We start from the raw sequence: 22,195 nt of genomic DNA on the forward strand, positions 1-22,195 counted from the left end.
GTGGACAGAGGACAACTGGCGGACTTCCTGCGCAGCAGGCGCGAGGGGATCGCTCCGGCTGACGTCGGCCTTCCCGCCGGGCCACGCCGCCGCACGCCGGGCCTGCGCCGCGAGGAGGTGGCTCAGCTGGCGTTCATCTCGACCGAGTACTACACGCGGCTGGAGCAGGCCCGCGGTCCCCGGCCTTCTCGTGAGGTGCTGGCCGGGCTGACCAGGGCGCTACGGCTGTCGGACGCGGAACGCGATCACCTGCATCACCTGGCAGGCGCGCCGCCGGGGCCACCACCAGGCCCGTCCCGGGAGGTCCGGCCGAGCATTCTCGCGCTGTTGCACCGCCTTCCGCAGGCGGCGGCGATCGTGCTCTCGGCGACTTATGACGTGCTCGCTTGGAACGACCTCGCCGCGGCCCTGATGGAGGACTTCTCCGCCCTGCCACAGCGTGACCGCAACCTTCTGCGCCGCGCATTCCTCGGGCCCCGCCCGGAGGGACGCCGGCTGTACGGAGTGTCCGACGCCGACGAGTTCTCGGCGAGCGCGGTCCGGAATCTCCGGGCCACCGCCGGCCGCTATCCCGACGATCCCGAAGTCACCGGGCTGATCCGGGAACTCCTCGACGGCAGCGAGGAATTCGCCAGGTTGTGGGCCGCGCACGACGTCTGTGCCGCGCCGACCCTGTGCAAGACCTTCCGGCATCCGGTGGTGGGCCCGGTCAGCGTCAACTGCGACGTCCTCGACATCAGCGACCGCGACCAGCAGGTCCTGATCTACACCGCCGACCCTGGCACGCCGTCGGAGAACGCGTTGCGGCTGCTATCGGTCGTCGGGACGCAGCGGATGGACGTCCCGCTCTGAGCGCTTTGTAGGTTCCCTCGATACCAATGGGTCGATCCTCAGTGCGATCGCCAGCGCGAACCGGCCTGCCGGATCGTCGATCGTGCCGCCGAACAGCGTCCGCAACTGCCGGATGCGATACCGGACGGTCTGGACGTGGACGTGCAGTTCGATACCGATCGCCTGGGGCTGATCCGGCCGCGCGAGCCACGCCGCGAGGGTCGCGGTGAGCCGTCGCCTCGCCGGTTCGGGCAGACCGGCCAGCGGGGCGAGGACCTCCTTCGAGAACTCGGCGGCGAGTTCGGGATCGGCGGTGAGCAGCAGGTCGATGCGGTGATCGGTGGTGTGGACGAGGGGGTCGCCGCCGAGGGCGCCGGTGCGGGTCAGCCGCCACAACGCGCTCGCCCGGCGGGCGCTGAGCGCGGCGAAGTGAAGCGGCACGACCGGCCCCACCCCGGCCTGGTCGTCGCCGAGCAGGTCCCGCAACCGGCCGAGGTACCACTCGAGCCGGTCGGCGGGCATGACCACGGCGGTCAGGTCGTGGTGACGGCCGATCAGCACCCGCCCCGGCATCCGGTCCAGCAGCTGCGGGGCGGCATCGGCACTGGTGACGGCGATGACGAGACGGCCGGGCAGTATCCACGCGGCCTGGCTCGCGGCGTCGTCGAGCACGTCCCTGGCGGCGGCCGGTTCGGCGAGAAGGAGGCCGAGGAGGCGGTCCCGACGCGCCTGCCCGGCCCGCGCCGCCTGCGACCGCGCTTCGGCGTACCCGTCGGCGGCCGCGGCCGAGAGTTCCGCGATGAAGGCGAAAAGCGCCTCGCCGAGTTCGACGATCGCCTGGGTCGGCAGGTCCACGGCCGGTGCCGCCGAGGTGAGCTGCCGCCAGACCCCCAGCGCCGCAGACTGGTAGAAGCCGAGCATCTCCTCGAGGCTGCGGCCGGCGGTGTGCTGGGCCCGGCCCTGCGCCCGGTAGACCTGGCGATCGGTGGTGGTGTCGGGATGGCCGATCTCGCTGAAGAAGGCGTGCAGGGCGACGTCGAGGGTGACTTGGAGGTTCGCCGCCGTCCGGTCGTCCAGCGGGGTCCGCAGCCCGGCGCGGACCTGATCCATCGCGGCGGACGCGATCGCGGCGGTGTCCGGCTCCAACCGGGTCAGCACCGAGGCGTCCAGCCTGCGCCATGGCTGTGGCGGCGCCTTCGTCATAGAGGGAACCTACAAAACTCCGATCAAGAACGCGCGCCTCCGTTCTAGTGGTCTTCCCCTGTTCAGCGGACGCTGACCCGCAGCATTCGACGACGCATGCAGGAGGCGGCAGTGACACGTACGCGCTGGGGAAGACTCGCCCGGATCGCCGCGGTGGCGGGCACCGCACTGACCCTCGTCGGAATCGGGACACCGGCACTCGCCGCGGCGGAACGCCAGGTGTACGTCGCGATGGGCGACTCGTTCTCGGCGGGCTCCGTGGTCCTGCCGCAGTCCGATCTGCTCACCTGCGCCCGATCCGCGATCAACTACGCCGGTCTGTTGGCGAAGCAGATCGATGTCGACGAACTCCGTGACGTCACCTGCGGCGCCGCGACCACGTCCCATTTCACCAACCCGCAGAAGGGCATCATCTCCGGCACCAACCCGCCGCAGTACGACGCGCTCTCGGCCGACACGACCCTGGTGACCGTCGGGATCGGCGGCAACGACATCGGGCTGGTCGGGCTCGCGACGTCGTGTGTGAACCTGCTTCCCGTGGGCGCCTCGTGCAAGGCCGCCAACACCACGGGCGGGGTGGACAAGTACGCGACCAAGATCGACGCCTTCGCCGCGACCTACGGAACGGTCATCGAACAGATCCGCCAGCGCGCGCCGCGGGCCGAGATCGTCATGGTCGGCTACCCGACCGGGATCAAATCCGGCGGCTGCTGGCCGCTGGTCCCGGTCCTGCCGCAGGACGCCGATTACATCCAGGCCAACATCGACCGGCTCAACGCGCGGATGGCCGAGCAGTCCGCCGCGCACGGCGCGAAATACGTCGACATCCGGACGCCGAGCATCGGTCACGACGCGTGCCGGCCGATCGGCGTCAAATGGATCGAAGGGCTCATCCCTTCGGTGGTGAACAACAGCTTCGCCCCGCTGCACCCGAACGCCGCCGGACTCGCGGCTGTGGTGCCCAGCATCCGCAAGGTGCTGTAGCCGCCGACGACGCTAGGAAAGGACCGTTCCTTGCAAATTTTGCAAGGAACGGTCCTTTCCTGGCACGCGCGGGGAGGGTGATCAGGCGGTCGGCGCCCAGTACAGGAGCCGGTTCGCGGAACCGGAGCCCGGATTGGTCACCTTGCCGGGAGTCGCCGCGTTGATCAGCGCGGTCGCCACCTGCGCGGGGGTGGCGGTCTTGTTGTTCTGCAGGAAGCGGGCCGCGACGCCGACCACGTGCGGAGTCGCCATCGAAGTGCCGCTGATCGTGTTGGTCGCGGTGTCGCTGGTGTGCCACGACGACGTGATTCCGGTACCCGGCGCGAAGATGTCCACCAGGCTGCCGTAGTTGGAGGAGTTGGCGCGCGCGTCGGTGTTGGTGGCCGAGCCGACGGTGATCGCCTGGGTCACGCGGGCGGGGGAGAAGCCCGAGGCGTCCGAGTTGGAATTCCCGGCGGCAACGCCGTAGGTGACGCCCGCGGCGATCGACCGGCGGACGGCGTCGTCGAGGGTGGTGGAGGCGCCGCCACCGAGGCTCATGTTGGCCGCGGCCGGTTTGACGTGGTTCTTGGTGACCCAGTCGATGCCCGCGATGACGCCGGCGGTGGTGCCGCTGCCGGAGTTGTTGAGCACGCGGACGCCGTAGACCGTGGCGGCCTTGGCGATGCCGTACTGCGAACCGGCGATGGTGCCGGCGACGTGGGTGCCGTGACCGTTGCCGTCCTGCGCGACGGTGTCGTTGTCGACGAAGTCGTACCCGTTGCGGGCGCGGCCGCCGAAGGTCTGGTGGCTGATCCGCACGCCGGTGTCGAGGACGTAGACGTTCACCCCCGCGCCGGTGCTGGTGTAGCTGTATTTCTTGTCGAGCGGGAGGTTGCGCTGGTCGACGCGGTCGAGGCCCCAGGACGGCGGGTTGGTCTGGGTCGCGTCCGCGCGGACGACCTGGTTCTGCTCGACGGACGCCACCGAGGGGTCGGCGGCGAGCCGCTTGGCCTGCCGTTCCGACAGCGTCGCCGAGAAACCGTTGAGCGAGCTGCTGTAGACCTGCTCCACCTTCGCGCCGAAGCGGTTCGCCAGTGCGCCCACGACGCCGGTGTCCTTGAGGGTGACGATGTAGCTGTTCGGGATCGCTTCGGCGGATCCGGCGGCGAGGATCTGTCCTTCGGCGGCTTGCGCGGGCGCGGCGGTCACGCTGATCGCCACTGCGACAGCGCTCGCCATTCCGGCACGGGACAGCCAACGGGCTTGTCTCGTCTCTCGCATGTGTTCGTCCTGTCGTTCGCAGGGGACCGGCCGGTCAAGACCACAGCGGCGGAAACGGTCCAACTCGACCGCATGGGACGGCACCTGCCGAAGCCCACGAAGATCGAGGTTATTGAGCGTTCGACCTGCCCGATATCGACTGAACGGGGCAGCACCCCACCTTCGTCTGGCGGCCATTGGCGGCGGGTGCCCTGCACGGAAAGTGCGTCTCGGCCCCTCCGTACCCTGGGACGGAACACCCTGCCGAGCATCTGGAGCCCGAACCACCGTGCCAGCCCTTTCCAGCCTGCGAGCCGACTGCGAGAACTGCTTCGGCCTGTGCTGTGTCGTCCCGGCCTTCGCGGCGTCGGCCGACTTCGCGATCACCAAACCGGCGGGACAGGCGTGCCCGAACCTGCGCGAGGATTCCCGGTGCGGCATCCACGACAAGCTCCGCGATAAGGGCTTCACCGGCTGCACGGTCTACGACTGCTTCGGCGCGGGCCAGAAGGTCTCCCAGGTCACCTTCGATGGCGAGGACTGGCGAAAAGCGCCGAAGACGGCGAGGAAGATGTTCGCGGTCTTCCCGGTCGTGCGGGATCTGCAGGAACTGCTCTACTACCTCACCGAGGCGGCTTCACTGCCGACGTCCGCGCCGATCCGTGACGACCTGGCCGAGATGATCGACCGGACGGAGCGGATGACGCTGGAGACGCCTGGGGTGCTGCGGACGCTGGACGTCCAGACGCATAGGGGCGGGGTGAACGGACTGTTGGTGCGCGCGAGCGAACTGGCCCGTGCCGAGGTGCCGGGCAAGAAGAAGGACCGGCGCGGTGCCGATCTCATCGGTGCGAAGCTCAAGGGCGCGAACCTGCGTGGCGCGCTGCTGCGCGGGGCGTACCTGATCGGTGCGGACCTGCGGGGAGCCGATCTCCGGCAGGCCGACGTCACCGGGGCGGACCTTCGCGACGCCGACATCCGCGGCGCCGATCTGCGCGACACCCTCTTCCTCATCCAGTCGCAGCTGGACGCGGCGAAGGGCGACGCGACGACGAAGCTGCCGGCGTCTCTCTCCCACCCCACGCACTGGTAGTCCTTCTATCCTTTGTGGACGACTTCTTGTTGCCAGGCGTCTCGTGGCTGGGTGTGCAACCGCCAGTAGTGCTCGGCGATGTCGTCGGGGTCGAACGGGGTCCCTTTCGCGACGGGTCCGGCGACGGTCACCGTGGCGACGTGCACTCCCGAAGGACCGAATTCCGTGTCCAGCAGGGAAACCAACGCTCTCACGCCCGCTTTCCCGAGCGAGAGGCTCGTGTACGCGGGCACGGCTTCGGGCATCCCGCCGGTCAGGATGATCGTGCCCGAACCACGCTCGGCCATCCCCGGCGCGACATGGGTCGCGGTGGTGATCGCTCCGACGACGTTGACCGACCACGCCGCGAGATGCCGTTCGACGGAAAGCTCTCCGGGGGCGTCGGCCTGGATGATCGCCGCGTTGTAGACCACGACGTCAGGCTCGCCGTGCTCGCGTGCGGCGGTGTCGAGGACGGTTTTGAGGGACTTCGCGTCGGTGACGTCGGCGGTGAGGGCCAGAGCGGTCCCGATCTCGGTGGCCAAGGGGTCGAGTGTCGCCGCGCTGCGGGCGATCAGAGCGATCGGCAACCCTTCCTTGGCGAACCGGAGGGCGACCGAGCGGCCGATGCCCGGTCCCGCGCCGACGACGACTGCGCCTGCCATGTGCTTCTCCTTCTGAGTCGGGTGCGGCGACCGTAAGGCCTCACATCGATGTGAGGGTCAAGCCGCGGTGCGCCGAAAGTGTTCACGAGGTGAGCGGTTTGCCTGCGAGACTGAGCCCATGCGTGCCGATCGCCTGGTGGCCACCCTCCTGCTGATGCAGGCCCGCGGCCGCGTCACGGCTTCCGAACTGGCGGCCGAACTCGAAATCTCGGTCGCCACCGCCCGGCGTGACCTCGAAGCGCTGTCCGCGGCCGGCGTGCCGGTGTATCCGCAACCCGGCCGGGGCGGTGGCTGGTCGCTGATCGGCGGCGCGCGGACCGACCTCAGTGGACTGTCCGCGTCGGAGGCGCAGGCGTTGTTCCTGCTCGCTGGTCCGGCCGCGTCGATCTCGCCCGAGGTCAAATCCGCGCTGCGGAAGCTGGTCCGGGCCTTGCCCGACACGTTCCGCGCCGACGCGCAGGCCGCCGCGGACGCCGTCGTCATCGACCCGTCCCGGTGGGGCGAGCGCGAGAAGGAACGACCCGAACTGCTCACCCTGCTGCAGGCCGGGATCGTCCGGCGTCGCAAAGTCCGGTTCGGCTACGCGAAAAAGGGCGCGGATCCGGTCGAGCGGGTCGTCGATCCGTGGGGGCTCGTGGACAAGGACGACATCTGGTACCTCATCGCGGGTACCGACAAGGGCCAGCGCACCTTTCGCGTCGACCGCATGTCCGACGCCGAGGTCAGCGACCTGCCCGCCGGGCGTCCGGACGACTTCGAGCTTTCCCGGGCATGGGAGCAGATCGTCGACCGGGTCGAGCAACGGCGTTCGGGACTGGACGCGACCGTGCTCATCGCCGAGCGGCATCTGCCGATCCTCCAGGACCACTTCGGACGGCAGGCACACGTCGAGGAGACGCTCGACGACGGGCGCGTGCGGGTGACGGTGTCGGCGCCGGTGGCGTGGATGATCGCCCAGCAGCTCGCGGGCTGGGGCTCGATGATCGAGGTACTGGGACCGCCGTCGGTCCAGGAGGAACTCGCGCGGATCGGCGCGGAACTGGTCGAGCGCTACGCGGCCCCGGTGCGGTAACCCTGCGGGCTGACCCCGTGTTCGCGTTTGAACGCGGTGCTGAGCGCGAACGAACTGCCGTAGCCGACCTGCCGGGCGACCGCGCCGATCGTGACGTCGGGGTGCTGGCGCAGGAGGTCCGCGGCGAGCGCGATCCGCCAGCTCGCGAGGTAGGTCATCGGCGGTTCGCCCACGGCGGCGGTGAACCGGCGGGCGAACGCGGCCCGGGAAACTCCGGTGTCGGCGGCGAGACTCGCCACGGTCCACGGTTCGGAAGGCTTGTGCTGCAGCAGTTTCAGCGCACGCCCGACGACGGGGTCGCTGTGCGCGCGATACCAGGCGGGCGCAGCGGCGCCGGGCCGGTCGAACCAGGTCCGCAGCGCGGCGACCAGGAGTAGATCGAGCACCCGGTCCAGGACGGCTTCCTGACCGGGCGTGTCCTTGACGATCTCCCCGGCGAGCAGCGGCACGAGCGGGTTCTCCCATTCCTCGTCCCGCACGACCAGCAAGGACGGCAGCGCGTTGAGGAGCCGTTTGCTGATCTCGCCTTCCAGTGGATAGGTGCCGGTGAGCAGCACGACAGGACCGTCCGGATCGCTGCCCCAGGTGCGGACGCCGAGATCGGACAGCTCGGTCAGGTGCTGTCCGTCCGGGGCCAGGCATTCCTGTCCCGGCAGGATCATCGCCTGTGGCGGCGTTGCCGGGTCGTCCGCGACGAGATACGGGTCCGGACCGCGGGCGATGGCGATGTCGCCGGTGCCGAGGCGGACGGCTTCGCCGTGATCGGGAACGACCCAGGAGTCGCCGCGAACCTGCGCCATCACCGTCAGCGGTGCCTCGTCCTCGACGCGCAGCGACCACGGCGGGGTCATGACGGACTTCAGCAGGAAAGCGCCGCGGGCACGGGGTCCGTCGAGTAGACCAGCGAGGGGATCCATGCCGAGAAGTGTAGACGATAAAACATGGAACAGAGCCTCTGAACTATGTTCCGTCTCATCTTGAGCCGCTTGACTAAGTGCATGACAGAGACGAAGAACAACGAGACGGTCCTGGTCCTCGGCGCTACCGGCAAGACCGGGAGCCGCGTGGCGCAGCGGCTGACCGAGCAGGGGATCGAGGTCCGGAAGGCCTCGCGGCCGACCTTCGACTGGGACGACCGATCGACCTGGACCGCCGCGGTCACCGGAATCGGCGCGGCCTACCTCACCTACTACCCCGACCTCGCCTTCCCCGGTGCCGCCGAGGCGATCCGCGACTTCTCGAAGCTGGCGGTGGATCACGGCGTCCGGCGGCTGGTCCTGCTGTCCGGCCGCGGCGAAGAGGAAGCCGTGGTCAGCGAACAGGGTGTGCGGGACTCCGGTGCCGAGTGGACGGTCGTGCGGTCCAGCTGGTTCGCGCAGAACTTCAGCGAGCACTTCCTGCTGGAACCGGTGCTCGCCGGCGAGATCGTGCTCCCCGCGGGGCAGGTGACCGAACCGTTCATCGACGTCGAGGACATCGTCGACGTCGTCGTGGCGGCGCTGACCACCGACGGACACGGCGGCCAGGTGTACGAGCTGACGGGGCCCCGGTTGCTGGGTTTCGCGGACGCGGCGGCGGAAATCGGCAAGGCTTCGGGGCGAGACGTCCAGTACATTCCGGTTTCCGCCGCGGAGTTCGCCGCGGGAGCGGCCGAGCAGGGCGTGCCGGGGGAGGAGATCGAAGGCCTGACCGACCTGTTCACCCGAGTCCTCGACGGCCGCAACGAGTCACTCACCGGCGATGTCGAGAAGGTGCTGGGCAGGCCCGCGAGGGACTTCTCCGACTACGCCGCGAAAGCCGCGGCCACCGGGATCTGGAATCGATGAGAAGAGCGGGAATCGGAAGGGAGGCGACAGGAATGGCGACGCTGAGCGAGATCGTCCTGATCGCGGCCGTCATCACGGCGGGGTTGATCGCGGGCTTGTTCTACGCCTACACGTGCTCGGTCATGCCGGGGCTCGCGCGGGCCGACGCCCGGACGTACGTGACCGGGATGCGGGAGATCAACGTCGCGATCCTCAACGGCTGGTTCGCGCTGAGTTTCGGCGGTGCGCCACTGCTCGCCGCGGTGGCGGCGGCGCTGCACTTCCGGTCGGAACTGCGGTCCGCGCTGCCATGGATCATCGCGGGATTCGTCCTGCTGCTGGTGATGCTGATCGTGACCATGGCGCTCAACGTGCCGCTGAACAACGCGCTCGAAGCCGGTTACGACGGCGACAACACCGACTTCGAGGCGTTGCGGGCCAAGTTCGAGGGCGTCTGGGAACGATGGAACCTGGTCCGGACCTTGGCCGCGATCGGTGGCTTCGGTGCTCTGGTCGGCGGGCTTATCGTGCACGTCCGCGCCTGATCCGCTGCCACACACGCGCTATGAAAGGTCCTTTCCTGGCAAATTTTGCCAGGAAAGGACCTTTCATAGCACTTGGGACCGGCGCTCAGACGCCGAGGATCTCCCGAAGCAGCGGAGCGAACGCGGCGGCCTCGGCGGCGAAACCACCATGGTCACCGGGGAAGTAGGCCGGTTCCACCCCGAGACGGCCGGCGGCGAGCACCGCGGCCTCGTGCGCGGGCTGCCCGGCCGATTCCTTGCCGACACCGACGACGATCCGGGTCCCCGACGCCTTCAGCGCCGCGTAGTCCGGGGTGAAGTCCCCGATCATCTTCATCAGGTGCACGACGAAGAACTCCATGTTCTTCCGCATCTCCGGCGGGAGGGCCTCCCCGCCCGCCTCGAAACCGGCATCGGCCATGAACTTCCCCATCGCCGCTTCGATGCCGTGCTCGCGGTGGATGTGCAGCAGCTCGTCGGGATCGATGTCGGGCTGCTCGGCCAGCAGGCTCGTCAGCGGTGGTTCGTGCGCCACGAGCGTCCGCACCCGCCCGGGATGGTGGGTGACGAGCTCGAACGCCTGCATGCAACCGCCGCTGGACGCGAAGATCATCGCGGGTTCCTCGCTCACGCTGTCGAGCAGGCGCAGCACGTCGTCGGCGTGGACCTCGATGCGTTGCTGCTCGTCGGGATCGTCGAGGGTGCTGTGGGAGATCCCCCGCGGGTCGTAGGTGATCACCGTGTAGTGCTCCGCGAGCAGGCCGGCGATCGGCGTGAACATGGCGGAATCCGCTGCGCCACCCGGAATGCACAGCAGCGTGGGGCCGCTGCCGGTGACTGTGTGATGGAGCCGGGCGCCGGGGACGTCGAGAACGGCCATGAGGTGGCCCCTTCCTCTTTCGGGACTTGTCGCTCCACCGACGAACGGCGTCGCCGGGGACAGACACCCCGGAGTCAGGAGATTTCGGCGAGTTTTCCCGAGAGATAGGCGCGCTCGGCGTCGGTGACGGCGAGCGCGAGTGCCTCGCGGTAGGCGACGGCGGCTTCCCCGAACCGGTCCAGACGCCGGAGCAGATCCGCGCGGGTCGCGGGAAGCAGGTGGTAGCCAGGGAGACTGCCGGTGAGCTTCTCGACCAGTTCGAGTCCGGCCTCCGGCCCTTCGGCCATCGCGACGGCCACCGCCCGGTTCAGCTCGACGACCGGCGAGGGCACGAAACGCGCCAGTTCCCGGTAGAGGCCCGCGATCTGCGCCCAGTCGGTGTCGGAGGCGCGGGCCGCCGTCGCGTGACAGGCGGCGATGGCGGCCTGGATCTGATATTGCCCCGGGACGCCGCGGCGGAGCGCGGTTTCCAGCAGTTCGGTGCCCTCGGCGATCTCGGTGGAGTTCCAGCGGCCGCGGTCCTGGTCTTCGAGCGAGACGAGGGTGCCGTCATCGTCGACCCGCGTGGCCCGGCGGGCATCGTGCAGGAGCAGCAAGGCCACCAGGCCGAGGACCTCCGGCTCGTCGGGCATCAGACCGGCGAGGAGCCGAGCGAGCCGGATCGCCTCCGCGGACAGGTCGGGCCGCAGCAGATCGGTGCCGGCGCTGGCCGAGTAGCCCTCGTTGAACAGCAGGTACAGCATCCCCAGCACCGCGGCCGTGCGTTCGGGCAGCAGCTCCGCGGGCGGGACCCGGTACGGGATGCCCGCGGTGCGGATCTTCCGTTTCACCCGGACCAGGCGCTGCGACATCGTCGCCTCGGAGACCAGGAAGGCGCGGGCGATCTCGGCGGTGGTGAGCCCGGCCAGGGTCCGCAACGCGAGCGCGACCTGGCCCTCCATCGGCAACGCGGGGTGGCAGCAGGTGAAGATCAGCCGGAGCCTGTCGTCGTGGACACCGCTCTCGTCCCGTTCCAGCTCCGAAGACGCGTTCAGTTCGGCGGCTTCCCGCAGTTTCTCCGCGCCGACCGCCTCTCGCCGGATCCGGTCGGTGGCCCGGTGACGTGCCGCCGTGGTCAGCCAGGCGCCGGGTTTCGCCGGGACACCGTCGCGGGGCCAGGTGCGCAACGCGAGCGCGAACGCCTCCTGGGCACATTCCTCGGCCAGATCCCAGTCGCCGGTGACCCGGATCAGGGTGGCGATCACCTGCCCCGACTCTTCACGGAACGCCCGGGTGATCGCGGCGTCGAGGTCGGTGGTCACCGGAGCAGCCCTTCCAACAGCGGAACGGCCTTCTCCGGCGGCGGGTACGCGGTGACCTCGTCCCGCAACCGCGTGGCCGTGACCCGATAGGACGGTTCCCTCAGCACCGTGGTCACGGCGTCGCGGATGTCCTCCGGCGTCGCGGCGATGACGTCGAGGACCGTGCCGAGCCCGAGTTCGGTGACACGGTCGGCGTTGTGGGGCTGGTCGGCGCCCATCGGCAGCACCACCATCGGGAGCCCGTGGGCGATCGCGCCCAGCAGGCTGCCCGAGCCGCCGTGGGTGAGCGCCGCGTCGCAGTACGGGAGGATGTCGTCCTGCGGCAGGTACTTCGCGAGATGGATGTGCTCCGGCTGGCGGCCGAATTCGGCGGGATCGATGAGGTTCCCGACGGTCACCACACACGTCGCCTCGACCTCCCGCAGCCCGGCCAGCGCCCGGGCGAACAGGTCGCCGGATTCGGTGTTGAAGATCGTGCCGAGGGTGAAGTAGAGCGCCGGGCGGCCCTCGACGTGCCAGTCCGGCGCCGGACCACGACCGGGAACGGGACTGTGGAAGGGCTGTGCGGTCGGTGGGAGCGGGAACCGGGGATCGCGGAAACTCGCGGGGACCGGCGAGAGCACGAGATGGCGGTAGGCCATTTCGAGGTTCCGCTGCGGGGAAAGCCCGTGGGCGGCCCGGACCTCGTTGAGCGCGTCGTCGACAAGGTCGGGGCGGATGAGGGCGCCCGCCGCCATGACCAGGACGGTCGCGTGGGGGAGACCGAGCTTCTCGGCGGCGATCATCGCACCGTGATCGGCTTCGTCGCAGACGAGCAGATCCGGTGCCCAGTCCGCGCAGAGCGTCAGGACGTCGGCGGCCCGAAGGGGTGCGGCGCGGCGGACGAAACCGTCGCGCAGGTCGGCGTCCTCACGGTCCCTGTCGACGGGGAGCAACGGGCGGCGGGAGCCGTCGCTGCCGAAGTTCGGGCCCGACGGGAACGCGGTGAAACCGGCCGCCTCGACGATCGGGACCATCAAAGGCTCGCCGGTGAACGCGATCGTGTGGCCCGCGTCGGCGAGCGCGCGGGCGATCGGCAGGAGCGGCCGGAAGTGGCCGTTGCCGCCGACGAAGGTGAACAGGGCACGCATGCGGTCGACCCTAATCGGCGGGATCAACTGTTTTCCCGGCGTTGCCTCGCTTCCCGCCCGGCGGGGCAGCGCTACCCTGCTGCGGTGATCGATACGGACGCCGACGAGGTCCGGCTGTGCGCGCTGGAAGGCTGCGAGAACCCTCTGCCCCCGCCCGCGGTGGACGCCGAAGGGAAACGCAAGGGTGGCAGGCCCTCCGCCTACTGCAGTAAGACGCACGCCGACGCCGCGTCGCGCGCCCGGCGGGCGGCCGCGGTGGCGAGCGTGGCCGACCCGCTGCTCGAGGTCCGCCGGATCGCCGACGAGTTCACCCCTGCCGCGGCGTCACTCGTGGAACTGCTGGACGCGATGCGCTCGCGGTTCGACAACGCCGCCGAGGCGGCCCTGGGGCGGGTCACCGAAGCCGAAACCGACGCGGCCACGGCCCGCCGCGAGGCCGAAGACGCGCAGCAGACGGCGGCGAAGGCCGACACGGCGCGCGCGACCGCGCTGGCCGCGTCCCGGGACGACAAGATGGCCAAGGCCAAAGCGGAACGCGCCGCCGAACAGGCCATGAAGGACGCGGAGGATACCCGCCAGCGTTCATGGACCGAGGTCGCCGCTCACGAACGCGCCCGGGGCGCCGCGGAAGCCGCGACCGTGGCGGCCGAACGCGCCCGCGACGCGCTGGTCTCCGATCTCCGGACGCTGCGCGAGGACTTCGCGGCCGTCCGGGCGGAGAAAACCCGGCTGACAGCCGAGCTCGGCGAGCGGGACACGGCGCTGGCGCGGGCGGTGGCCGAACTCGAATCCTTGCTGGACCGGCTCGACGAGGCGAAGGCCAGGGCAACGGTGTCCGAAAAGGACTGTGCCGCCGCACGCGAGGAATCCGCCGCTCTGCGTGGAGATCTGGACCGCACCCGCGCCGAGCTCGCCCAGGAACACACGACCCGCAGCCTCGCCGAAGCCCGGGCGACGGCCCTCGCCGAGGAACTCGATCGCGCACAGGCCCGTGCCGCCGCGGATCAGACGCGATACGACGACGTCGTCCGTCAGCTGGCCGAACTCGCCCGGCCACCGGTCGTCGAAGAAGCGGCCACCCCTTCACTCGAATCGCCTGTGGAGGCGTCCGAGCTCAAGTAGAGTCCCGCTGACCTATCCAGGGTTGGGGGCCACGGGCTGTGAGCGGATACGAGGTCGAGATCGGTCAGCTGCGGACTGCGGCCAAGGCGGCGGGATCCGCCGCGGACCAGGCCAGGGCCGTGGAACCGGGCAGCGGCCTGGACGCGATCGCGACGGCATTGCCAGGTGGCGAGGCCGCGAAGAACGCGCCAACGCTGGCGTCGACGTTCACCGAGCGCGCGAAGGGATGGGCCGGCGAGATCGACCGCTGGAGCGAATCGATCACGACGGCCGCGAACACGTACTCCGAGAACGAGAAGTCGGCGGAGGAGGCTTTCGGGAGATGACGGTCGGCTACGACGACGTCCGCAAATGGGACGCAGATGCGCTCGAGGCGACAGCCACCAACCTGAGTGGGCGGCGGGACAAACTCATCGGGCTGCAGGACGAACTCGACGACGCCAGGAAACTGCCCGATTGGCACGGCCCCGCCGGCGAGCGCGCACGCGGTTCGCTGGGCGATACGCGGAACAAGGCCGAGATCCTGATCGCGGGACTGTCCGCCGTCGAAAATGCCCTGCAGAACGCGTCGGACGAGGTGTCCGCGCTCAAGACCAGGGTCGCAAACAACGACTCCCTCGCCGGCACCTACCAGTTCCGCATCGCCGCCGACGGCGCGATCGTGGACGACAAGCCCGCCGACCCGCCGCCGAAGTCCCGGTTCGAGGCCGAAGAGTACGCCGAGGCCCGACGGCACCGCGAGACCATCAGGAAGCAGCTGGAGCAGGAAACCAAGGCGATCCTCACGGCGGCGAACAACATCGACGCAGCCCTCGCCAGAGTGATGCGACTCGCGCAGGACGGCGAGATCAGCGATCACGGAGCGACCACCCTGGCCGGGGCCAAAAAGGGCGGGGAGATCGACGCCAAAGTGGTCGAGATGGAGCAGTCCCTGCGCGAAGCAGGTCTGCTGAGCGGGCCGCCCGCGTCCGGCCACTACCGGCAGTGGCTCGAGAACGCCGTACGCCGGGGTGTCTCGATCGACACCATCAAGAAGATCGCCGACGAACACGACATCACGCCCGAGGATTTCCAGGTCCTCGACGGCATGGAAGAGATCCGCGAGGACGAGGACGGCGACGGGACCTTCAAGTCGTACTTCCTGATGCCGACCGACATCTCCGGGGACGACGCCGCCAAGGCGGTGCGGATGACCTACATCATGAACGCGGGCACCGACTACGGCACCGAAGGCGAGAAGACCGACTTCGCGCCGACCCCGTACGGATCCGAGGAACTGCGGCGGATCACCGACCGGCAACGGGAGAACTCCTGGAGCTACGACGACGACGTGGGCTTCGTGCACGGCAACGGCGGACGGCTGGCGACCACCCCGAACGGCATGATGATGGGCCTCGGCGGGAACCTCATCCAGGACCAGTTCAGTCAGCAAGGCGGAACCGCCTGGGGCGACACGTTCATGCTGAACATCGACGACCCGAAGGATCCGGCACAGCAACTCCGAGAGGTCGCGAAGTCGGGCCACGCCTGGTACGAGGGCGACAACGGCGCGTCCCAGGGTTCGCTCGACTTGGACCGATTGCTGCACCACGAGGAGCGCCACTCCCAGCAATGGGCGCGCGAAGGCTATGCCGGCTTCCTCGCCTCCTACGCCTGGGAGCAGGTCACCGGCGGCAACGAAACCGAGGAAGACGCGGGACTCTCCGATGGCGGATATCACTAAGGGTTCGCGCGTCGCCTGCGCCGCCCTGCTCGTGCTGGCGGTGACCGCGGCGTGCGACACCAAGGCACAGTTCGCGCCGTCGCTGCCGCCGGAGGCCGGGTTCCGCGTGGAGAGCGGCGTCCTGAAACTGTGGACTGGCACGCCGTGCGAGGGTGTCACCGGCCTGAGGCTGACGTTCGACTCCGGCACCCAGGCGAGCACGGAACAGGTGTGGGCCGCGCCGCGGCCGGGAGTACGGGTCGAGCACCTGGACCTGCTGAAAACCGGCGGGGAATCCCCCCAGGACACCGGTGGCCCGCTCCAGGTGCGGACGCCGCTGCCCGCGGGGTACGACTGGACCAAGGCGGGCTCGGTCAGCGTCGCTGTCGACGGCCCGAAAGCGAACGGCGCCAAGGCCGACATCGCCCAGGTGCTGCGCGAGTCGGCCCAGCATCCGTCCGGGAGCTTCCTGTTCGGCCGGAGCGGCTGGATGGACGCGTCGGACGTCCAACGCGAGAACGGAAAGTCGTTCCTGACCGTCTGCACCCCGGACCCGAAGTGACGTCGCGACCAACGGAGCCGAAGATGGGCACGCAGGAAAGTACATCGCGGACGGTGCTCCGGCGCTTGGTGCTCCGGCGCTTGGTGCTCGGCGCGTTCGCCTGCGTCGCCGCGGTGATCGTGCTGCTCGTCGGCCGTGTGGTGCTCAGCGCGACCGGTTTGTCCTCCGATCCGCACGGCTACGGGATGTTCGCGGGAATCCTGTTCACAGCGGTCTTGACCCCGGTCGCGCTGGGGCTGTGGCTGCTGTACCGCTCGCTGCGACGACGCGGCAAGTGACCTTCACGCGCTGAGTGCGGGGTCGCCAGCCAAGGACCTGCGGCGCTTCTTGCGTGATGCCAGGTTTGAAGTACATGAAGGCCCCCTTCCTGCACCTAAGGCGTCAGGGTCCGGGCAAAGTCGCATAACCGCTGAGGGGTAAGGCAAAGGTGTCGGGTCGCGGGGTTTCGCTCGCGGCCGTGGGGCACTCAGGTGTCGCGAAAGTGGCCTTCGCGACGCATCTCGACCATGGGTTCCGCGAAGGCACCGGCGTAGCGAAGGCCCCCTTCTTCGCTACCGCACCCCCTGCCCCCGACGTTGCGAAAGCCACTTTCGCAACCTTGAAGGTTGCCAAAGTGGCTTTCGCAACCTGGCAGCTTCGCCTTACCCCTCAATAACCCTCCTAATCACTCGCGACCCCTGTCAAAAGTCGGATGTACAAGCATCAAAGAGGCACTCAGCTGCCGGATAGGGTCCTTTGTGGGCATTCAGGGCCAGGAAAGCGCCTTCACACGCTCAGGACGGCAGTTCGGCCCCCGAGGTACCGGAGCCGCCGTTCACCAGCTGCTCGACCCCGTCCAGGATCCGCGCCAGTCCGAACCGGAAGGTGTGCAGCGGCGCGCTCGCCGCACCGTGCGTCTCCCCGGCCGCCTGCCCGATCCGCGCCGCGAGCGGGAACAATCCGGCGTCGGCTTCGGGGATCTCCGCCAGTACGGGCGCGCTGGCCGTCCACCACTCCATGTCGGTCAGCCCGGATCGCTGCACGAGACTCGCCGATTCGACCGAACCGCGCGCGATGCCCTGGACGAATCCGTTGACCATCGCCACGACGGCGTCCATCTCCAGGTCGGTGAGCCCGATCGCGTCGACGGCCTTGAGTTCGCGTTCGTGTTTGGCGAAGGTGTGCGGGCCGAGGGGGAGACGGCCGGTGGTGAGCTGGAGCATCCATGGATGCCGGTGGTACAGCTCCCAGGCGTCTTCGGCGAGGATCGTCATCGTGACCCGCCAGTCGTGGCTCTCCGGTGGATCGGTCAGTTCGCCGTGGACCCGGTCGATCATCAGGTCGAGCAGTTCGGCGCGGCCGGGGATGTAGGTGTAGATCGTCATGGGGGAGACGCCGAGCCTCTCCGCGCCCCGGCGCACCGACAGCGCGGTGATGCCCTCGGTGTCGGCCAGTTCGAGCGCGGCGGTGACGATCTCTGCGACGGTGAGCTTCGGTTTGGGGCCGCGACGGGGTTTCTCGCGCACGTCCCAGAGCAGTTCGATGGTCCGCCGTGGATCGCTCGTGCCGGTGTGGTCCGCGTCTGTCATCACGTTCTCTCTACGGTGTACAGAGTTGTGTTATCCTGAACTGTACACCGTACAGAGATTGGGGTTGAGTGGCGTCTCACGACGGTTTCGGCAGTGTCGTTTTCGAACCGAAGAATCCCCCTCGGACCAGCGGATTCGTCTTCTGGAACGCCGACGGGGACACGCCTGGGGCCGGGGAGGTGACAGTCGCCCTCCCCGAGATCGTCACGGTGCCGTGCGTCCGGCTCCCGATGGCCGAGGCGCTACCCGCGCTGCTGCGGCTTCGTGAGAGCGACGATCCCTCCGCGCGCTTTTGGAGCACAGCGGCCACGGCGGCGTTGAAGCTCGCCGAGGCGGGCAGGCTGCTTCCCGGGCTCACGGAGTCCGATGTGGACGCCTGGCGCGCGGGCCCGCTGGAACCTACCGACGCCGCTTGGCTGCGCGAGCTGTCCGAAGCGATGCCGGCTCGGGCACGAGCGATCCCGGGTGAGGGCAACCTGCTCCCCGCGCGGTATCCGTTGCTGCGCGCGTTTCTCGATGCCGTGGCCGACACCCTTCCCCGCACGCCCGCGGCCGCGCAGGCCGCGGGCGTCAAGGCGTTCGCCGCCGCACCCTCGCACCGTCTCCCGCAGCTGCGGGACTGGGCGGCCGAGGTCGCGGCAGGGCTGGACTCCGGGGTCCGGGTATCGGTGCGGATCGAGGCGCCGGGCGACGACTTCACGACCGGCCGCTTCAGCGGGGTCGTCCAGGTGCACAGTCTCGCCGACCCCGGCGTCCTGATCGACGCCGCCGCGCTGTGGTCGGGTGACGACCGGTTCGGCCCGCGAGCGCGGATCGACGTCATGCTGGCCCTGCGCCGCGCCGCTCAACTGTGGCCACCGCTGGCACCCCTGCTCGGCGCAGCGGTGCCCGATGAGGTCGTGCTCGGCGACACCGACATCACGGAGCTGCTCACCACCGCCGCGCCCCTGCTGGCCACGGCGGGTATCGACGTGCACTGGCCCGCCGGTCTCGTCCGCGACCTGAGCGCGAAGGCCGTCGTCGGCGGCGGTGCCGCGCCGCCGGACGACCTCCCGTCCTTCTTCGCCGGTGGCACGCTGCTGCAGTTCGACTGGCAGCTCGCGCTCGGTGGCGCGCCGCTCACCGCGGCCGAGATGGACGCGCTGGCCGAGGCGCACCGTCCCGTGGTGCGGCTACGTGATCAGTGGGTGCTGGTCGATCCGGCGCTGGCGGCGAAGGCACGGGACCGTGCCCTGAAACCGCTGACACCGATCGACGCGCTCGGCGCCGCTTTGAGCGGGACGGCCGAGGTCGACGGTGAACGTGTGGACGTCCTCACCGACGGCTGGCTCGCCGCGTTGCGGGAGCGGCTACTCGCGCCGCCCGAACCGCAGGCACCGCCGCGAGGTCTGGCCGCGACCCTGCGCGACTACCAGAGGCGCGGCCTGCAGTGGCTCACCGCCATGACGTCGATCGGGCTCGGCGGCTGTCTCGCCGACGACATGGGTCTCGGCAAGACGATCACGCTGATCTCGCTCCACCTGCATCGCGCGGACGGCCCGACCCTGGTCGTGTGCCCGGCCTCGCTGCTGGGGAACTGGGAACGCGAGATCACCCGCTTCGCTCCCGGCGTCCCGGTGCGCAGGTTCCACGGCACCGAACGCTCGCTCGAAGAACTCGGGAACGGCTTCGTGCTCACGACCTACGGCACCCTGCGCGTCGACCCGGAACCCCTTGGCGGTGTCCAGTGGGGATTGCTGGTCGCCGACGAGGCCCAGCACGTCAAGAATCACCGCTCCGGCACAGCGAAGGCGTTGCGGACGCTGACGTCGTCGGCGCGGGTGGCGCTGACGGGCACGCCGGTGGAGAACAACCTCTCCGAACTGTGGGCGATCCTGGACTGGACGACGCCAGGACTGCTCGGCACCATGGCCGACTTCCGCCGTGTGTGGGCGAAACCGGTCGAGTCCGGAAAGGACCCCGAGGCGGCGGAACGGCTGTCCCGGCTGGTCCGCCCGTTCCTGTTGCGACGCCGCAAATCCGATCCGGGGATCGCGCCGGAACTGCCGGCCAAGACCGAGACCGACCGGCCGGTGACGCTCACGGCCGAGCAGGCGGCCCTGTACGAGGCGACGGTGCGCGAACTGATGGCCGACATCGCCGGCAGCGAGGGCATCGCGCGCCGCGGCCGGATCGTCAAGCTGCTCACCGGGCTCAAGCAGATCTGCAACCACCCCGCGCAGTACCTCAAGGAACCGTCGGACGCGGTGCTGGACGGCCGGTCGGGCAAACTCGAACTGCTCGACGAACTGCTGGGCACGATCCTCGCCGAGGACGGCGCGGTGCTGGTGTTCACGCAGTACGTGGCCATGGCGCGGCTGCTGGAACGTCATCTCGCGCAGCGCGGGATCGGCACGCAGCTGCTGCACGGCGGCACGCCGGTGCCCAAACGCGAGGACCTCGTGCGCCGGTTCCAGGCCGGTGAGGTGCCGGTGTTCCTGCTGTCGCTCAAGGCTGCGGGGACCGGGCTCAACCTCACCCGCGCCGATCACGTCGTGCACTACGACCGCTGGTGGAACCCCGCGGTGGAGGATCAGGCGACCGACCGCGCGTACCGGATCGGGCAGACCAGGCCGGTGCAGGTGCACCGGCTCATCGCCGAGGGCACGGTCGAGGACCGGATCGCGGCGATGCTGCGGGAGAAACGCGCGCTCGCCGACGCTGTGCTCGCCGGCGGCGAGGCCGCCCTGACCGAACTGACCGACGCGGAACTGGCCGATCTGGTCGAGCTGAGGAGTCGCCGATGAGTACGCCCGACGATCGCGTCCGCGGCTTCCCCTCCTTCGGGCGACAGGGCGGCCACGGTCAGTTCGCCCGCTCGTGGTGGGGCCGCGCGTGGATCAACGCGATGGAGGACACCGCGCTGGACCTGCGGCAGCTCAAACAGGGCCGCAAGTACGCCGCGGGGGGCCGGGTCGGCCCGATCACGGTCAGTCCTGGCCGGATCGCCGCCGTGGTCGACGACCAGGAAGGCCAGTACCGCACCGAGGTCCGTCTCGCGGAACTGACCGAGGACGAATGGGACCGGTTCCTCGACCGGGTCGCCTCCCGGGCCGGGCATCTCGCCGCGCTGCTGGACCGGGACATGCCGCACGACCTCGTCGAGGCCGCCGACGACGCCGGGGTGCATCTCCTGCCCGGCATCGGCGACCTGGACCCGGACTGCGACTGCCCCGGCTGGGAGCTGCCGTGCCGCCATGCCGCGGCGCTGTCGTTCCAGGCATCGTGGCTGCTCGACGCGGATCCCTTCGTGCTGCTGCTGATGCGGGGCAAGGGGGAGCGGGAGCTGCTCGACGAGCTCCAGCGGCGCAACGCGCCCCGGTTCGTGCGCACGGGGGACGACGGCGTCCCGGCAGAGCGGGCCTACGCCGACGAGCCGGGCCCCTTGCCGGACCTTGCCGCGTTCGTTCCCGCCGGTGGCCCGACCGTGCCCGGCGCGCCCGATATCCCGTCGGAGACCTTCGCCCTGCTGGTCGCCAACGCGGGACAGGCGGCCGGTGCGCTGCTGACGTCACAGCCGAAGCTCACCCGCAAACAGGACGCCGTCCGCCTCGCCGCCACTCGCCCGGAGGTCGCCGACAGGCTGCGCCCGGCCGAGAACGGTGAGGACTTCGACCGCGCGGTGCTCGCCTGGCGGCACGGTGGCCGAGCCGGTCTCGAGGTGCTGGAGACCGTGTGGACACCGCCGTCGCAGGCGATGGGCCGCGCGCGGGCCGCGTTCACCGAGGTGGTGGACGATCCCGGCGATGGCCTGGACGTCGAGCGCAACCACTGCACCGTCCACGGAACCGGGGTGCAGGTGCGGTTGGGCAAGGACGGGCTCTGGTATCCGTACCGGGATCAGTGGCCCGCCGGCCCGCCCGAAGCCGGCCCAGGCGCGCTGTTCGCCGCACTGCTCGGCTGATCCCACTGCCGTCCTCGCCGCAGCTCGGCCAGCTGCGGCGAGGACAGGTGGAGGATCCGGTACCGGACCTCGTCCGACTCTGGAGCCTCGCCGGCCCACAGGCTGTAGCGGACCACCTGCCAGGTCCGCGGATCGACGGCCAGCGCGCCCGAATGCGCGCCGTCCTGGCGTAGATGCTCGCGCAGCCCGTCGAGAGCCTCGCCGAGGAACACGACCGGGTCGGTCTCCGCCGGGATCGTCACGACATGCTTCCCCGCCGCGACCGGAGAAGCACCGAACGCGGGCCCCTCCTCGAAACCGAGCACGGTCCAGTGCTGCACGGCGGGACGCCCGAACGATTCGACGATGCCGCTGAACGGGCCGCCGAACAGGAACGCGTTCATCCCGGCCTCGTCGTGCCACAGGTAGAACGGCGAGTACTGGTTCAGCGTCGAGCCGTCGACGCCGCGTTCACGGATCCCGTAGACCTTCAGCCCGAGGCCGCCGAAGTCGTCCAGCAGATGCCCGCGAGTGGCGACGCGCTCGCGGATGATGCCCATGTCGTAGTCGCCTGGGAGGGTGATTTCGTACTGCATCGCATGCATGGCGT

Annotated in this window: 22 protein-coding genes; 13 read left to right on the plus strand and 9 right to left on the minus strand. The window is 69.8% G+C overall.

The window, feature by feature from the left end:
• The gene (locus DL991_RS30635) at positions 1-852 is read left to right on the plus strand and encodes a helix-turn-helix transcriptional regulator (RefSeq protein ID WP_125787836.1); all 852 of its coding nucleotides are present in this window, start codon (positions 1-3) and stop codon (positions 850-852) included.
• Here the strand turns inward: DL991_RS30635 and DL991_RS30640 are convergent.
• On the minus strand, positions 811-2,034 hold the full coding sequence (locus DL991_RS30640) for a helix-turn-helix domain-containing protein (RefSeq protein WP_125787837.1): 1,224 nt from the start codon (positions 2,032-2,034) through the stop codon (positions 811-813). The genes DL991_RS30635 and DL991_RS30640 overlap by 42 nt on opposite strands.
• Positions 2,035-2,145: 111 nt before the next feature.
• Here DL991_RS30640 and DL991_RS30645 point away from each other — a divergent pair, with 111 nt between their 5' ends.
• The gene (locus tag DL991_RS30645) at positions 2,146-3,018 is read left to right on the plus strand and encodes an SGNH/GDSL hydrolase family protein (RefSeq protein ID WP_233599071.1); all 873 of its coding nucleotides are present in this window, start codon (positions 2,146-2,148) and stop codon (positions 3,016-3,018) included.
• A gap of 81 nt (positions 3,019-3,099) precedes the next feature.
• Here the strand turns inward: DL991_RS30645 and DL991_RS30650 are convergent, their stop codons facing one another.
• Positions 3,100-4,281 (minus strand): S8 family peptidase, encoded by a 1,182-nt coding sequence (locus DL991_RS30650; protein WP_370308240.1) that lies wholly within the window; start codon positions 4,279-4,281, stop codon positions 3,100-3,102.
• A 268-nt stretch (positions 4,282-4,549) separates the two neighbouring features.
• Between DL991_RS30650 and DL991_RS30655 the strand changes: the two genes are divergently transcribed.
• On the plus strand, positions 4,550-5,353 hold the full coding sequence (locus tag DL991_RS30655) for a pentapeptide repeat-containing protein (protein ID WP_125787838.1): 804 nt from the start codon (positions 4,550-4,552) through the stop codon (positions 5,351-5,353).
• Between the two features lie 5 nt (positions 5,354-5,358).
• Here DL991_RS30655 and DL991_RS30660 read toward each other — a convergent pair whose 3' ends face one another.
• Complete coding sequence (locus DL991_RS30660) at positions 5,359-5,997, minus strand: SDR family NAD(P)-dependent oxidoreductase (protein ID WP_125787839.1); 639 nt, start codon at positions 5,995-5,997, stop codon at positions 5,359-5,361.
• A 118-nt stretch (positions 5,998-6,115) separates the two neighbouring features.
• Between DL991_RS30660 and DL991_RS30665 the strand changes: the two genes are divergently transcribed.
• Positions 6,116-7,069 carry a YafY family protein gene (locus tag DL991_RS30665; protein ID WP_125787840.1) on the plus strand — a complete coding sequence of 318 codons (954 nt, stop codon included), beginning with the start codon at positions 6,116-6,118 and terminating at the stop codon, positions 7,067-7,069.
• Here DL991_RS30665 and DL991_RS30670 read toward each other — a convergent pair.
• Entirely contained in the window at positions 7,048-7,986 is a 939-nt protein-coding gene (locus DL991_RS30670) for an AraC family transcriptional regulator (protein ID WP_125787841.1), read from the minus strand. The genes DL991_RS30665 and DL991_RS30670 overlap by 22 nt on opposite strands.
• An 81-nt stretch (positions 7,987-8,067) precedes the next feature.
• Here DL991_RS30670 and DL991_RS30675 point away from each other — a divergent pair, with 81 nt between their 5' ends.
• Both DL991_RS30675 and DL991_RS30680 read left to right on the plus strand, forming a co-directional pair.
• Positions 8,068-8,895, plus strand: a complete 828-nt coding sequence (locus DL991_RS30675) for an NmrA family transcriptional regulator (RefSeq protein WP_125787842.1) — start codon at positions 8,068-8,070, stop codon at positions 8,893-8,895.
• Positions 8,896-8,927: 32 nt separating this feature from the next.
• Positions 8,928-9,419, plus strand: coding sequence for a DUF1772 domain-containing protein (locus tag DL991_RS30680; RefSeq protein ID WP_125787843.1), 492 nt, complete (start codon positions 8,928-8,930; stop codon positions 9,417-9,419).
• 85 nt (positions 9,420-9,504) lie between these two features.
• Here the strand turns inward: DL991_RS30680 and DL991_RS30685 are convergent, their stop codons facing one another.
• The 3 genes from DL991_RS30685 to DL991_RS30695 form a co-directional block, all read right to left on the minus strand.
• A complete protein-coding gene (locus DL991_RS30685) occupies positions 9,505-10,278 on the minus strand; it encodes an alpha/beta fold hydrolase (protein WP_125787844.1) in 774 nt (257 codons plus the stop codon).
• 74 nt (positions 10,279-10,352) lie between these two features.
• Positions 10,353-11,579, minus strand: a complete 1,227-nt coding sequence (locus DL991_RS30690; RefSeq protein WP_125787845.1) for an RNA polymerase sigma factor — start codon at positions 11,577-11,579, stop codon at positions 10,353-10,355.
• Positions 11,576-12,709: a glycosyltransferase gene (locus DL991_RS30695; protein ID WP_125787846.1), complete on the minus strand. Its 1,134-nt coding sequence runs from the start codon at positions 12,707-12,709 to the stop codon at positions 11,576-11,578. Before DL991_RS30695 ends, DL991_RS30690 begins: the two co-directional genes overlap by 4 nt.
• A gap of 84 nt (positions 12,710-12,793) precedes the next feature.
• Here DL991_RS30695 and DL991_RS30700 point away from each other — a divergent pair, with 84 nt between their 5' ends.
• Genes DL991_RS30700 through DL991_RS30720 form a run of 5 tightly spaced genes read left to right on the plus strand, consistent with a single transcriptional unit; the run spans position 12,794 to position 16,373 of the window.
• Complete coding sequence (locus DL991_RS30700) at positions 12,794-13,831, plus strand: hypothetical protein (RefSeq protein ID WP_125787847.1); 1,038 nt, start codon at positions 12,794-12,796, stop codon at positions 13,829-13,831.
• Positions 13,832-13,869: 38 nt separating this feature from the next.
• Positions 13,870-14,157, plus strand: a complete 288-nt coding sequence (locus tag DL991_RS30705; RefSeq protein ID WP_125787848.1) for a hypothetical protein — start codon at positions 13,870-13,872, stop codon at positions 14,155-14,157.
• The gene (locus DL991_RS30710; RefSeq protein WP_125787849.1) at positions 14,154-15,554 is read left to right on the plus strand and encodes a WXG100 family type VII secretion target; all 1,401 of its coding nucleotides are present in this window, start codon (positions 14,154-14,156) and stop codon (positions 15,552-15,554) included. The genes DL991_RS30705 and DL991_RS30710 overlap by 4 nt, the downstream gene beginning before the upstream one ends.
• Positions 15,538-16,095 carry a hypothetical protein gene (locus tag DL991_RS30715; RefSeq protein ID WP_125787850.1) on the plus strand — a complete coding sequence of 186 codons (558 nt, stop codon included), beginning with the start codon at positions 15,538-15,540 and terminating at the stop codon, positions 16,093-16,095. Before DL991_RS30710 ends, DL991_RS30715 begins: the two co-directional genes overlap by 17 nt.
• A gap of 23 nt (positions 16,096-16,118) precedes the next feature.
• Positions 16,119-16,373: a hypothetical protein gene (locus DL991_RS30720; protein ID WP_125787851.1), complete on the plus strand. Its 255-nt coding sequence runs from the start codon at positions 16,119-16,121 to the stop codon at positions 16,371-16,373.
• Positions 16,374-16,868: 495 nt separating this feature from the next.
• Here DL991_RS30720 and DL991_RS30725 read toward each other — a convergent pair whose 3' ends face one another.
• On the minus strand, positions 16,869-17,663 hold the full coding sequence (locus tag DL991_RS30725; protein ID WP_125787852.1) for a TetR/AcrR family transcriptional regulator: 795 nt from the start codon (positions 17,661-17,663) through the stop codon (positions 16,869-16,871).
• Positions 17,664-17,731: 68 nt separating this feature from the next.
• Between DL991_RS30725 and DL991_RS30730 the strand changes: the two genes are divergently transcribed.
• A complete protein-coding gene (locus DL991_RS30730) occupies positions 17,732-20,449 on the plus strand; it encodes a DEAD/DEAH box helicase (protein WP_125787853.1) in 2,718 nt (905 codons plus the stop codon).
• On the plus strand, positions 20,446-21,606 hold the full coding sequence (locus tag DL991_RS30735) for an SWIM zinc finger family protein (protein WP_125787854.1): 1,161 nt from the start codon (positions 20,446-20,448) through the stop codon (positions 21,604-21,606). Before DL991_RS30730 ends, DL991_RS30735 begins: the two co-directional genes overlap by 4 nt.
• On the opposite strand, the gene DL991_RS30740 is transcribed toward DL991_RS30735, so the two are convergent.
• The gene (locus tag DL991_RS30740) at positions 21,543-22,190 is read right to left on the minus strand and encodes a DUF4865 family protein (protein ID WP_125787855.1); all 648 of its coding nucleotides are present in this window, start codon (positions 22,188-22,190) and stop codon (positions 21,543-21,545) included. The genes DL991_RS30735 and DL991_RS30740 overlap by 64 nt on opposite strands.
• Positions 22,191-22,195 lie beyond the last annotated feature (5 nt).

Origin of the sequence: Amycolatopsis sp. WAC 01375, assembly GCF_003947325.1 — a bacterium.
Lineage (GTDB): Bacteria > Actinomycetota > Actinomycetes > Mycobacteriales > Pseudonocardiaceae > Amycolatopsis.

Bases quoted from the DNA above. Each gene is read 5' to 3' on its own strand.
- DL991_RS30725 (WP_125787852.1), bottom strand. From the start codon at position 17,663: ATGACAGACGCGGACCACACCGGCACGAGCGATCCACGGCGGACCATC.
- DL991_RS30640 (WP_125787837.1), bottom strand. From the start codon at position 2,034: ATGACGAAGGCGCCGCCACAGCCATGGCGCAGGCTGGACGCCTCGGTG.
- DL991_RS30720 (WP_125787851.1), top strand. From the start codon at position 16,119: ATGGGCACGCAGGAAAGTACATCGCGGACGGTGCTCCGGCGCTTGGTG.
- DL991_RS30680 (WP_125787843.1), top strand. From the start codon at position 8,928: ATGGCGACGCTGAGCGAGATCGTCCTGATCGCGGCCGTCATCACGGCG.
- DL991_RS30715 (WP_125787850.1), top strand. From the start codon at position 15,538: ATGGCGGATATCACTAAGGGTTCGCGCGTCGCCTGCGCCGCCCTGCTC.
- DL991_RS30710 (WP_125787849.1), top strand. From the start codon at position 14,154: ATGACGGTCGGCTACGACGACGTCCGCAAATGGGACGCAGATGCGCTC.
- DL991_RS30650 (WP_370308240.1), bottom strand. From the start codon at position 4,281: ATGCGAGAGACGAGACAAGCCCGTTGGCTGTCCCGTGCCGGAATGGCG.
- DL991_RS30685 (WP_125787844.1), bottom strand. From the start codon at position 10,278: ATGGCCGTTCTCGACGTCCCCGGCGCCCGGCTCCATCACACAGTCACC.
- DL991_RS30670 (WP_125787841.1), bottom strand. From the start codon at position 7,986: ATGGATCCCCTCGCTGGTCTACTCGACGGACCCCGTGCCCGCGGCGCT.
- DL991_RS30660 (WP_125787839.1), bottom strand. From the start codon at position 5,997: ATGGCAGGCGCAGTCGTCGTCGGCGCGGGACCGGGCATCGGCCGCTCG.
- DL991_RS30735 (WP_125787854.1), top strand. From the start codon at position 20,446: ATGAGTACGCCCGACGATCGCGTCCGCGGCTTCCCCTCCTTCGGGCGA.
- DL991_RS30695 (WP_125787846.1), bottom strand. From the start codon at position 12,709: ATGCGTGCCCTGTTCACCTTCGTCGGCGGCAACGGCCACTTCCGGCCG.
- DL991_RS30740 (WP_125787855.1), bottom strand. From the start codon at position 22,190: ATGCATGCGATGCAGTACGAAATCACCCTCCCAGGCGACTACGACATG.
- DL991_RS30665 (WP_125787840.1), top strand. From the start codon at position 6,116: ATGCGTGCCGATCGCCTGGTGGCCACCCTCCTGCTGATGCAGGCCCGC.
- DL991_RS30675 (WP_125787842.1), top strand. From the start codon at position 8,068: ATGACAGAGACGAAGAACAACGAGACGGTCCTGGTCCTCGGCGCTACC.